This window comes from Acidobacteriota bacterium, from assembly GCA_018001935.1.
GTDB lineage: Bacteria > Acidobacteriota > JAAYUB01 > JAAYUB01 > JAAYUB01 > JAGNHB01.
Genome location: JAGNHB010000094.1, coordinates 1 through 12,570 on the forward strand (window position 1 = coordinate 1; position 12,570 = coordinate 12,570).

Genomic DNA, 12,570 nt, shown 5'->3' on the forward strand with positions numbered 1-12,570 from the left:
AGGAAATGGACATGCAGGACGATACTCCGTTGGGTTCAATGGGTGCAGGTGCGAAACCACCGTTCATACCTTTCGCATCGGAAGAAAACCTTGGACAAATTATCGCAAGTGACGTTGTAGGGTTACGCCAACTTCTGCGGCAAATTGAGCAAAATGTCAGCGTGTTACATATATGACATTTGTTGCCGCTCTATATTCAATGACTTGCCGAGGTATGGCTGGATTTTACACGAATCGTTTCCGTCACCCTGCTCGTAGGCCCAATGAAAACATAGCTGCGTTTTCATTGGGCCTCAAACACGTGGCCAACCGGGCCGGCCTTTTGCGGTTTTGCATCTCGTACCAAGCGTAGACCAAAATAGATGAACTTTCTTTGGGGTCGAGCAGTGGCCCGGTACCAGGAACTTAAGCCCAATTCTGTCCTGGTATCCCAATTACCACCCCGGAATACCCTTCGGTCGCCGGATCTCGGCCCCATCGGATCGACGACCGGTCCGGATGGATAATCACCTTCAAAGTCCTCACACCACTCGGATACATTGCCGGTCATGTCATGGAGTCCCCAGGCATTCGGCGGCTTCAGCCCCACCGGGTGGGTTTTGCCCCCGGAATTGCCGTTGTACCAGCAATAGTCTCCGTTCAAGGTGTCCCCCCAGTAGAATCGGGTTGTGGTTCCCGCCCGGCAGGCATATTCCCATTCCGCTTCGGTCGGCAATCGATACCCGTTGCCCGGATCCAGTTCGTTCAATTTCCGGATGAACGCCTGGCATTCGTCCCAGGAAAGGTTGTCTACGGGGAGATCGTCCCCTTTTCCAGTCGACGTGCTCTCATACATGACCGCGTTCCATTGTGCCTGCGTCACTTCCGTCGACATCATCTCGAATCCTCGCGTCAGGGTGACACGGTGAAGCGGAAACCTTGTCTCCGATACTGCCCCACTGTCTGTTCCCATCATGAAACTTCCCGGAGGGATGCTCACGAATTGCAACCGCGGGGCCCGTGGGACATAAAAGAACTTCCCCCAATTGCATGAAGACAGCACAAGAGGGATAAAGACGCAATACAACAACAATTTCAGGAACACCCGGGAGGGCATCACGTTATCCTCCTTTCCATAACATTGCGTTCAACGATTTAATGATCTATCATTGAACTTATGATAGAAGAACATAATTATACTCATCAAAAATACAATAATAAAGAATGTCCCAATTTGTCTATTTTCCGCTCTTGTTTTTACTAAATCCCATTCCGAAAAATTTAAATTCACTCCATCTTGGAGATGCACAGTAAGTGGAAGTTATTACGTATTGGTTTGAGTCTCCAAATACCGCCCAACCACTGTCTATTTCAATGTCGATCACGGCCACGCCCCCGAAATCCTGGCCCGACGGGTGACGTTTCCGGGCGACCCATGCAATGAAGTTGCAGCCCAAGGGTTTATCTGTCAAAGCGGCTGCGCAGGCGGGCGCTGTCGGTCAGGACGTGACCGCCATCCGACTGGACGAGAACCATGTGGCTGAAGAGGGCGGAGTCGGAACTGTCCAGGGAAACCACACCCCACCCGTCCGGTGTCACCCGGAGGGTGGAACTTCCCTCGTGCGCCAGGACAATGACGGCGAGGACCATGCCTTCCCGCAGGACGACATGCCCGTCCGGTCCAGGATCGTCACAGGGAATTCGGGGCACATCCCTGGGGACGGTACTGATGCGGTAGCCCACGAAGTCTGCCGACGGCTGCAACGAGGCGCTTTTCAATGCCTGGGCGATCGTGTTGCTCACTTCCGCGACCCGGGCGCCATCCCGAACGACCGACACCGCACGGACGAGGGCCTGGTGGGTGGCTATCAGAAGTCGGGTGCGGGCCGGGCGGAGGCGGCCGACCGGGAATAACAAGCGACTGAATCGACGGCTTCAGCCCTGGCCCGACGGCAAATCGAGGCCGTGATCAAGGCCAAGACGGCAATGACGATGATGATCAAATAGATCACGCTCATGCCGTTTCCTTGGACAATCGCATCAGAATGAATTCAAAACGGGGACTCAATCGAAACGCCCGGAAAGACGACGGGAATTCAATGGTCGAAAAGTCCATGCCGTCAGGAGACGCCGGGTTACCAGAATTTCCACCAGGGTTTTTTCGGCGGTGTGGCGGGCTCGGGTTTGGCCGGCTGCGCGACGGCGGGCATCACATCCGCCGGGGTGGCCGCCGGGGCCGTCGCTGACCGTTTCCAGCTTGGCGTCCTTTTGGGCCGGCGGAGATGTTTCGGCCGTTGCCAACCCAGTTTGGCCTTGATCGCCACGAGTTGCTCCAGGAACCGCCCCCCCTTGGCCGGGTCGACCTGGGCCACGAAATGCGCGTATCCCTCCAGCGCGGAAATCACCTCCCCTCCGCGGCCCCAGTGCTGGCCCCGCAGGCCATCCTTCTCCAGCCGGAACAGGACCGCCCGCATCCGGCGAAGGTTCTCACGGTTGACCGCCGGCCGCTCGTTGACCACGATCCCCGTGACTTCCTGTCGGCGTCCCCGGCGCTGGACCCGGGTCTTGTCCCGATTGATCCGGAAGCCCTCGTGAGAGACGATGCCTTCCGTTTTCCGCAGGAGCTTGCCGACCTTTCCTCTGGCTTCGCCGGAACCGGAGAAGGTGAGGTCGTCGGCATAGCGGCTGTACGAGAATCCCAGCGTTTCGGCCAGGTTGGACAGGCGCCGGTCCAGGCGGCGGCACAGGATGTTGGTCAGCATCGGGCTGCTCGGGGCGCCCTGCGGCAGGTGCCGCTCCGAGGTGCACAGGTGATACGTTTCACCGTCGCACTCGACGCGGTCCACCTCCGGTTCGGTGCAGAGCAGGGCCAGGATCGTGGCCACCTGCTCGGAATAGCCCAGCGCGCGGAACAGTCCCCGAACCCTTCGATAGGAGATGGTGGGGAAGAAGTTCTCCAGGTCGCAGTTGACGACCACATCTGTCCCGGTGTGCATCGACGCGTTGGTCACGATGGAGTGCTTGGCGACGAAACCGTGCGCGCAGGAATGAATCGGAATCCGTTCGAGAATGTTGCCCAGCACCCAATACTGGGCTTGCTTGAGCCGTGGCATCGGGGTGGAGATCAGCCGCTGTCCCCCGGTTTTCTTGGGGATGAAAAAACGCCGGTAGTGGGTGTGTTTCGAAACCCGGCGAACGAAGGTCAGGAAACGGAGTTCGCCGACGGAGATGTCCATGGCGGAGGCGACGTCCAGGGCGGTGGACAGGAGCGGTAACCCGTGTTGCGCCAGTCGGGTGGCGTCGCTGAGCTGATGGTTCAACCCGGCGGATATACCCTCGCCCAGATAACCAATCTCCCGTTCCTTGGCTTGTTTCCACGCCGCGGCGCGAGCGCGGCGGGCCTCTTCCTGCCGGCGCCGGGTTTCCTGCCGCTTCTGCCGCGCTTCCTCCAGCCGTTTCTGGTACAGGGCCCGCCTCATGGCCGCTTCGTTCTGCAGACGGCTCATCTCCGTGCGCAGGGCGGCCAGTTCGTTTTCGAGTTCCCCGGTCCGTCGGTCCTCCGCTTCCGGGCCCTTTGGAATGCCCTCTCCCGCCGGCCAGAAACCGAGCCGGATCATCTCCTCCAGGACCACTTCCGCCTTGGAGGTCTCGCGGATGCGCTGGTAGAGATTCTCCCGGGTCGGTTGGGATGGCGCAGCGGGGCGGCTCATGGGCGGTTTCCCTGATGTGTGGAGTCAGAGGGGCGGGCGGGGGGGGAAAAAAGAAAGCGATGGCAGTCGGGTTCCTTCGGAAACGTCTCGGGACTGGACTGATCAACTCGAAGCGGGTCCGCCACCGGTGGGCGAATTAAATTCACGGAATTCACACCGTAATTGCCCACCGGTGGCGAGACCCGCAAAGTGAAGAGCTGGCCAGTGACGCGTGCTTCAGCTGCGGACATGGACGGCGATCCACCGCCCGGGTTGCAAGGGAAAAGAGCCACCATCGCTTTCGGTCTCATCATACAACACATCCTGACTTAAAAAAACGCAAACTTCGCCGGGCCCGTTTTTCCGAGGCAGCGCCGGGGCGCTACCATGTCTTGAAGCGCTTGACCTTCTGGCCGAAGGCGATCCGCAAGGCCAGCATGTGGGCGCAGGGCCCCTTGAACAGCTTGTTCTGGACGAAGAACCCGCAGGTGCAGTCGGCATTCTTCAAAGCCTCGTCGCGGTCGAGCATCAACCGGGGCTTGTAGGTCTTGGAACGCTCCTTGACCGTTCCGTCCAGGTGGAAGTTCCCTTCCCGGTCGGTGGAGGAGTGCTCCACGCTCACGCACCGGTTGGCATTGAGCCGGTGGGCCTCTTCCTCCCGAGGGCTGGAGAAGCGGAACTGCTCCAGTGGCAGGGGGGTCCGGTGGAGTTCCCGGACCCGAAAGACCCCTTTGGCCAGGTCGTACATGGCGCGACCGGCCTGGGTGAAGGTGAAGAGCGAGGCCATGATCATCCGGCGATCGACGCCCAGTTGCCGGGCCATCGCGGTCGGCTCCGCAAACCAGCTCTGCTGCAGTTCTCCGAAAACCTGGCGGCGGGAATAATCGTCCACATCGTCGGCCGGTGCCAGGAGGTCGAAGAAACCGGCTCTGGACCAGTCGTTGGCGGTCCAACCGGAGAGACCGAGGGTGAAGGACATCTCCCCCAGATCGGCCACGTAGAACGAGGGCAATCCGGTGCCGGCGAGATAGACCGTGAAGTTTCGGGCGAGGGGGATCAACCGCTCCAGGATCAGCAGGCGACGACGACCCCAGACGCGAATTTCGGCCGGTTCCGTCTCCTCGTAGGACGAACGGGGGCATTTCAGTTCGAAGTTCCAGGGCTCGAAGACCGCCACGACCGGGTGTCCCGGCGTCAAGCGGAACCGGATGGAACGGGGACCGGTCCTCTCCTTGTGCCGGCGGAGAAGTTGGCAGAAGTTGTAAAGGTCCATGGGGTGCAGTTGGAACCGCTTCATCGGCAGCGACATCGCGGCGCTGACTTGCAAAAAACCGCGCACCCAGCTGTCCGGCAGGTCGATTTTCACCTCCCGGTACTCATCGCCGGCTCCAGTTTGAACTCCGAAACCGGCGGGATCGACTTCCAGGCGAGTGGTCTTGTAACTCCGGATTTTCTGGAATTCATTGTAAAGGTCTGAAGAATAGTCAATGTTGGTGGTTCCGCACGCCCGGTCGCCCAGTTGGTGAAAAATCTCGTAACTGCAGCTCAGTCGGCCGTACGCCGACTCGTCACGGGAGAAACACTCGAAGAAAACCTCGTCCGGGTGCACCGTGATGACCGGGTCCAGGACGATCCACGCATCACGGTTGGCCAGGTAAAGGTACTCGAAATACTTTCGGCGGGCCTCCAGGAAGGGTCTCATCCGATTGTCCCGGCTTGCCCTCAGCGCGGTGAGCTCGGTTTGGACCTCGCGCAGGCGCTGGGCCGTCCCTTCCTTTACTTTCAGCAGCCTGGCCAGGTCGCCCAGGTCGCGCTCGGCCGCCCAGGCCTTGTAGGCTTCCTTGTCCTTCGGTTTGAACCGCAGATCCGAAATGACGGTGCTGTTGAGGGCCGAGATGGCTTCACGGAACGGGACCCCCCGGGCCAACTCCCCGGAGAAAAAGACCGGCGGCCGCAGCGTGTCCGGGGCGAAGGACATGGCAGTCGTTTCCGCCGTCGACTCGACCAGGGTGTTGCCCATATAGCGGTAGTTAAACTCCATGGGATTGCCTCTGGCGTGTTTCGAACGGCAGGATGCGGAGCGGCAGGGGGATGTCCGGGAAAGCCTCCCGGATGTCGCGCAGGATCGCCAGGCACTGAGCCTTCTCCCGGGACACGCGGGTGGCGGAGACCCGCCCCGCGATCTCCGCAACGGTGCACGCCGTCTCCGGGTCTTTCCGCGCTTCCTGTTGCAGAAAATGATAGATCCGGCCCTTGGCCACCCGGGCCGTGTTGACCCGGCTGAGAACCGTGATGAAATAATCCCTCAGGTCAGCGATGAGCCGGGGATTTCCGGAGGCATATCCCTCGAGGTAGTTGGTGACGAAGAGCTGAAGATTGGCCGAGGGGTGTTCGCTCAGTCGCAACAGGTAGTCCGGGCCGGCTTCCGGCTGCAGGAAGGAGGTGATCAATTCGCAACCGAAACGCTGCACCTCCGGCCGGACGCTGTCGCAAAGAGCGACCAGTGCAGCGGAGGGCAGGTCGTCACGATCGAAGTTTTCCCGGATGAAGGTAAAACCGAACTCGCGGGTATCCTCCCACTTCGAGTCCAGCAGGCGAACGGTCTGCCCCATCTCGCGCTTGAGGGCGGCCAGGTTCTCCCGGCATTTGCGCCAGGCGAACTCCCGGACGGACCGGGTGTCGTGGTTGGCGAACCGGATGGTTTCCCTCACGGGAAAAGCGGTCTCACTGAACAGGTTGTTCAAAAGGAAACCACCGAATTCCCGGGCGAAGGGTTCGCTGGAACGGAGCAGGCGGACCGTGGTGTCGCGCGTAATGTCTTCCAGTGAGCCGGCCAATTCGTTCTCGAGGATCCCGGCCAAGTCGCGGTGAAAACCTTCCGCCGTTTCCTTCCCGAGCAGGTGAAGGGCCAGGGTCTGGGCGAGGAGTCGGCCGAACTCGGGATAACCCGCGGCCAACCGGGCCAGAGTGGGCCGAATGGCCTGCCGGACGTCCTCGAGCGGAGACAGGCAAAACTCCAGGATGACGGATTCCCGCTGCAACAGGAGTTCCAGGGGCAGGCTGCCGAAGAGCCGAATCCCCGCACAGCGCACCGCGGCGTGCGGAGAGCGGATGAGCCGCGTGAGCAGGCTCTCCGGAAGATCTTCGGGCGGGCTCTGATGGCCAAGGAGGACCTGGCTGGCGAAAACGGCTGCTTGCGGGAGGGGGTGATCGAGCAAGGCGAGGAGATCCTCCAGGGGCAGCGTCCTCAGTTGGCTGGGGAACAATTGGAAGAGCAGGCCACTGATCTCTTCGATCACCCCTTCCGTTACTGGTTCGGTTTGAGCGGCGATCACCGCCGTCAGCCTCCGGCAGAGCTCGCTGGCTTGAGGTGCGGAAAATGAGCACCGGCCGATCCAGTCCCGGGCCAGACGGCGCGAGCTCTCCTGGGGACTGGCCATCAGGCGGGCCAGGAAGTCCAGGTTGGCCAGGAACGGCCCGCTGTTGGACGAGACCCACTTCGCGGCGGTCTCGCGGGCGGCCGGGAGCGGGCTCGCCAGCAGGCCAAGGACCAACTCGAAATCAGGTTCGTATGTTTTGTGTCGGGCCAGGGCCAAGTCGAGGCCGAGTTGGTTGGTACAGGCGTAGGGAGCGGTCAGGAGCAGGACAAGCGCCCGGGTTTCCAGTGTTTCCAGGTATCGCGGGTTGGCACGCAGAGCCCTGGCGGCAAATTCGTGCACCAGGAGGCAACGGCTGGCCATGAGCAGGTGGAACAGGCCGCCGGGTTCCTGGTCCCACACCGCGGGGAACGATTCCTCTCTTTCATCGGGGCTGACCGGAGCACCACCCCGGAGGTTCCAGGGCGACAACCAGCGCTTCTGTTCATGGCTTCGGCCGGCCCCATACAGGATATGGTTGAAAGCATGGTAAGGGGCGAACCCATCGAAATCCAGTTGCCGGGTTTGCCTGGATTTCCAGTCATAGAACTCCTTCCGATAGGGCTTGACGGCATCCGCGTCGCTGAAGGGAAGCAGCACCCCGACGGCCATCCGGGCATAATCCGTGTCCCCGGACAGGCCCAGCCGCCTCAGGGTGCGCCAGACCCGGCCGCGGAGGTAGTGCCGGGTGGCGCGGGTGTAGGCCAGGCGGGAGTCCGGTTTCCGGATCTCGTCCTGGACACTGACCCATTTACCGGCCAGCATCGCATGGTCGGTGCTCGGGCCGACAGTGGCGCTCTCTTTCTCGAAGCGGTAAGCCAGGAGTCCGAACACCTCGGCGTCCAGCCGGAATTCAGCGGCCTTGAAAATGTGTCGAAGTTGCCGGAAATAGCCGGAACTCAGGGGCACGCGGCGCAGGAGATCGAGCAGAGCCGGGCGGACCGCTTCCGTGTCGATGGTATAAAAGTCCTCGAGCAGCCCAGGGGGCAGCGCATTCTCGCCAAACCGGTCGGACAGGGCCTGCCGGAACGTTTCCGCCGAGCCGCTTGTCGCCGCTGCCGGCAAGGGATCCGGCAGATGGCCGATGGTTTCCAGCACCAGTCTCTGTCGAGCCTCGGGTGGAGAGGCGGCGCGGTAGGCTTCCCGTGCCATGCGCCTGACTTTTTCGTCCCCGGACGGATCGTCGCGCAGTTTCTGCAGCAGGGGCAGCGAGTCTTCCCCACCACAGCGGCCCAGGGCCCAGGCCAGGCAGTAGTCCGTCATGGCCTGGCCGCTTCGGTCGAGCTTGAGCAGGCTGGGGAGCGCCTCGGCAAGCCGCCTCTCTCCGCAGCGCCAGAGCAGGCGGGACAGGGGACGGCCGTCGTCGGTCACACCTTGCAGCCGGACTGCCTGGCGGAGAGCCTCGAGCAAGGCCTGGTCCGGACGATTCCTGGCAGAAGTCGAAACAGGCGGGCCGGCTGACGACGGCCGGGCCGGCCGGGCTTTACCGGCTTCCCAGTATCCTTTCGCCATTTTCGAGGAAACCAGTTCGTCGAAAATCGTTTCCGCCTGATGCTGCTGCACCGGAAGGACCGTTTTCGAGCCGTCCTTGAGGGTCCCCCCCCGGCGTCCGTAACGGAAATTGACCACGAACCACCCGGGCGTCACCTCACAGAGATCGACTTCGTATACCTTGTCGGAATTTCCCTCCTGAAAAGCCAGTCGTGTTTGACGGATGAGTTTCAAGCCCAATCACCTGCGTTTAATCCGGTTGATGAGACGAGTGAATTATAGAAAGCGACCAAAGAGAATGCAATTAAAAACCGCACCGGACGTTCCGGGTGTCCAGTTCGAAATTGGCGTGATTTTTCATGGTCATGGATTCCTCCCGCAGCCACCGGAACATCGCATGGGCCAGGGTGTGCTGCTTTCGAATGTTGAAGAACGTGGCGCCCAGGTCCGTTGTCAGTTGATGCAGGAAGGGGTACATCTGCCGTCGGACCGGGTCGTCCGGGGATTTCCTGAAAGCCTCGTACAACTCCAGGATGGTCAGCCAGTCCAGATACTCCTTCGGGGTGGACCTGAGATGATCCGTCTGCAGCCGTGTCCTCAATCCGTTCAGCGCATTTCGCAGCTCCGGCAGGGAGGGGACGGGTTGTTCTCCACCGGTCAACTGGAAGCCTTTTCCTGGCCTGCCGTCCCCGCGGCGGGCGGCCTTGCTTTCCCGGATCACCCCCGTCACCTCCTCTCTCAGCTTTGCCAGGATGTGGTGACCGTTGGGGGCATAGAGGGCCAGGGCCCGCTGAAAGATCTTCCGTTCAAAATCGGGGTCCGCGAAGACGCGGGACCACGCTGTCTCCAGTTCCTCCAGCCGGGAATGGGGGAGTGGCCCGGCTGAAGGGCCGGTCGCTTCCAACAGGAACCGCAGCGCGACCGAGAAGCGATCGCCGGGTGGGGCAGAGCGGTCGATCACCTGCTTCTCCGGTGGCTGATGAAACGGAGGGCGGAGTGCCTCGGCCAGTAGCGGGCGAGTGCTCAGGCGACGACGCGCCAGAAGCCACCCGATGCGCAATCGGAGGGTGGATGGGGCATCCCGCCGGCCAAGGATTCTTTGGGCCGCCAGGGCGATAAACGTCGTCGTGGTCGAACGGGGACGCCCGGCGGCCAAGTCGAACAACCGCTCCCACTCCGAGTGTGACGCGGCATCCACCACCAACCACTCCCGGGCGCAGCGTCGCGCCTCGGGCGGAGTTACCGTCGAGGGAAGCCGCAGCACCCCTTCCATCAACCGACGGGCCTCATCGCGATTTCCCCTCATCTCGGCAAGCAGGGCCAGGGCGGCCAGCGATCCTCCCCGCAACCGTGTCTCCGGGAATCGGGCCCCCTCCCGCGACATTGCCGCCCGTTGATGCTCGGAAGGCAATTCCCCACTGTGTGCGGCATATTCCAAGCTCAATAAGGTGTGGGCGGAGTGTGACGTTCTCCTGCATTCGGTTCGGGCCATTTCCAGCGCGGCGCCTCCCGCCATGTCGCAGCGCCATTTCCACCACGCCTGGCCGGCCATGCGGTAAGCCAACCGCGGGCAGCGCAGCGGTCCCGCCACCTTTCGGGCGAACCAGCCGGGAAGCAGGAAGGGGAGCAGGATTACCACGCCCGGCAACCACTGCCATTCCCCCGATGCCACCCACCACGAAAACGTCAACGCCAGCGGGAAGAGGAAGAGCCTGAGCAGGGCTCCCCACCGGATGTCCTCGCTCAACCAAACCATGATCGGGGATTTGAGCCGTTGGGGAGCCACCGTTTCCGGGGTCGTTTCCTGTTTGCGCGACAGCCAGATGAGAAGCCAGACGATCAGGATGATGAGGCCGGATACGCTCATGGCCTTCACCATCCGACCAGTCGACGCAACCGGGACCAATCGAAAGGCTGCCGGTTGGGTTCCGGAACACGGGGGGAAGGCGGATCCTCCGGCCCCGGTTCCAGGTGGGCCCAGACTTCATGCATCAGCCGCCGGCTGGGTTGCTCCAGCTCATGGAGAGCTTCATCCACCCGGCTTCGGGTCAACGGGAAACGACCGAGCGGCGTGGTATAGGTCTCCTCCTGCCCGGGACACTCCGCCAACCTGTCCAGTAACCATCGGGCTCGCTGTTCGACCTCGGCCTTCGTGCTGTCCGATCTTAAGCCTAAAATATAAAAGGGATTGTATATAATTTTTTGGTGGAAGTCCGGTGTCAACTCACCCTCCATGCGCATGAGGTTCCCGGGCGGGGCGAACCGTCATGGTCATTCCGCTTGTCTGGATTCCGTCACCATACCAGGGGAATTGTAAACAGTTGCCCGGCAGCATTCAAGATCGAATCGATTTCGGTCGCCTCCCGGGTTGTGTCACCGGGGAGCGGCGTCGGGTCACTCGACCATTCCGCCGGCGATGAACACCTCACCCTCTTCGTTTTCGCAATGGTATGCCCACAGAACCGGGGGGAAACCATAGTTGTTCGGGTCGGTGACGGAGGCGCCCGGTTCCAGCCACTCCGTTTTCTGCGTGTACCACTCGCGAAAGTCCTCCGCACTGAAAAACCTGGAGGTGATCGTGCTCAGCCGGAAACCGTCCCCGGCCGGCTTGAAGGCTCCAAACCGGCGTACCCGGATCCGCTCTCCGGAGATGTTGGTCACCGTGGTCGAATAGTGATGGCGAGAGCCCGGCCGGGAGGTGCTCTGACCGAAACTCACGCTGGCATGAGCTTTCCCTGCCTTGAGGTCGTCCAGGGTCAGGATGTCCTGGTCGGGCGAGCAGGATCTTTCCGGAAACCTGACCCATCGAGGCAACGGCAGATGGTCGATATTGCGGCAATCGACGAGCTGCCCGCCCGGGTAGGCAACAAAGTATGCGGTGACCTCGTTGAGTTTGAGGACAGTTTGATCCCGCAGGAATATCCGGGGCCCATCAATCCGATCGACCTCGCCCCAACCCTCGGGGTCCGCTGGAGGGACTCCGACAAACAGCCGGTAGTCACAGCGATCCAAGGAGTGGGCCAGTAAGCGATCCCCAGTTGTTTCTATGCCCTTGCGCTCTCCGCGTGCCGGGTGCCTGAGAAGGAGAGCTGCAGCGGCCAGGACCAACCCCAACCCAACCAGTAGATAGAACATCAGCGGCATATCGTCAGCTCCGCCCAGAGGTCGTCGGCTTCAAGCGGGTTGAAGGCGCGGATTCCCCGAACCTCGAACCGTTGCCCCCCGTTGTAAAGGACCACTCCGGGGCGGCTCCCCCGGGCGCCGAACAAAGGGAAACGCTCCAGCACCCGGGCGAAGGCGGGGGTGAACGTGGCGGCGGACTTGATCTCGACGGGCGTCAGCGCCCCGCTCTCCCGGATGATCAGGTCGACCTCGGCGCCGTTGGAATCCCTGAAGAAGTAAAGCTCCGGCCGGGTCCCCCGGTTCAGGGCGCCCTTCACGATGTCGGCCACCACGAGGTTCTCGTACAGGTTGCCGCGCAAAGGGTCCCGAGCCGCCTGCTCCGCCGTGTGAATCCCCAGCAGGAAGGCCGCCAGGCCGACGTCCGTGAAGTAGATCTTCGGGGACTTGACCATCCGGCGGCGGATGTTCTCGAAGAAGGGGGGCAACTCGAACACCACGTACGACGCCTTCAGGACCGAGATCCAGTTGCGGAGGGTCGTCGCCGAAACCCCCACGTCGCCGGAAAGGGAGGCCAGGTTCACGATATGAAATACACAACTCAAAAATCTGAATTGCATAATATGTGACACGATGCTGGAAAGACCGGCCACATCGTTGCCGCCTTCCAACCAAGAGCCAGTCAGGCAGAAAACGCCATGTGATTCCCGGTCGAGTAATTTGACAGTCCCGTAAAAAGTCGGAAAACTGTTCGCGCCGGTCAGGGATGAGGCCAAAAACAGCGGTTTTGGGTGAGGCCAGCGACTGGTTTTCAATCGGCCGGGCAGAGAGAGAGGATTTCGCAGGAGCGAGAAGGGAACTCGTCTCACCGGGAG

General features: G+C 61.5%; 9 protein-coding genes. All 9 read right to left on the reverse strand.

What is annotated here, in order from left to right:
* Positions 1-283: 283 nt before the first annotated feature.
* On the reverse strand, positions 284-955 hold the full coding sequence (locus tag KA419_20480; protein MBP7868311.1) for a formylglycine-generating enzyme family protein: 672 nt from the start codon (positions 953-955) through the stop codon (positions 284-286).
* A 485-nt stretch (positions 956-1,440) separates the two neighbouring features.
* A complete protein-coding gene (locus tag KA419_20485; GenBank protein MBP7868312.1) occupies positions 1,441-1,896 on the reverse strand; it encodes a M24 family metallopeptidase in 456 nt (151 codons plus the stop codon).
* Entirely contained in the window at positions 1,848-1,997 is a 150-nt protein-coding gene (locus KA419_20490) for a hypothetical protein (GenBank protein ID MBP7868313.1), read from the reverse strand. Before KA419_20490 ends, KA419_20485 begins: the two co-directional genes overlap by 49 nt.
* Before the next feature lie 117 nt (positions 1,998-2,114).
* A complete protein-coding gene (locus tag KA419_20495) occupies positions 2,115-3,689 on the reverse strand; it encodes an RNA-directed DNA polymerase (GenBank protein ID MBP7868314.1) in 1,575 nt (524 codons plus the stop codon).
* A gap of 361 nt (positions 3,690-4,050) precedes the next feature.
* Positions 4,051-5,709, reverse strand: coding sequence for an SWIM zinc finger family protein (locus KA419_20500; GenBank protein ID MBP7868315.1), 1,659 nt, complete (start codon positions 5,707-5,709; stop codon positions 4,051-4,053).
* On the reverse strand, positions 5,699-8,455 hold the full coding sequence (locus tag KA419_20505) for a HEAT repeat domain-containing protein (GenBank protein ID MBP7868316.1): 2,757 nt from the start codon (positions 8,453-8,455) through the stop codon (positions 5,699-5,701). Before KA419_20505 ends, KA419_20500 begins: the two co-directional genes overlap by 11 nt.
* Before the next feature lie 424 nt (positions 8,456-8,879).
* Positions 8,880-10,454, reverse strand: a complete 1,575-nt coding sequence (locus KA419_20510; protein MBP7868317.1) for a hypothetical protein — start codon at positions 10,452-10,454, stop codon at positions 8,880-8,882.
* Positions 10,455-10,969: 515 nt separating this feature from the next.
* Positions 10,970-11,719, reverse strand: a complete 750-nt coding sequence (locus tag KA419_20515) for a hypothetical protein (GenBank protein ID MBP7868318.1) — start codon at positions 11,717-11,719, stop codon at positions 10,970-10,972.
* On the reverse strand, positions 11,710-12,570 hold an 861-nt coding region (locus KA419_20520; protein MBP7868319.1), incomplete at its 5' end, for a DUF4143 domain-containing protein. The genes KA419_20520 and KA419_20515, both read right to left, overlap by 10 nt.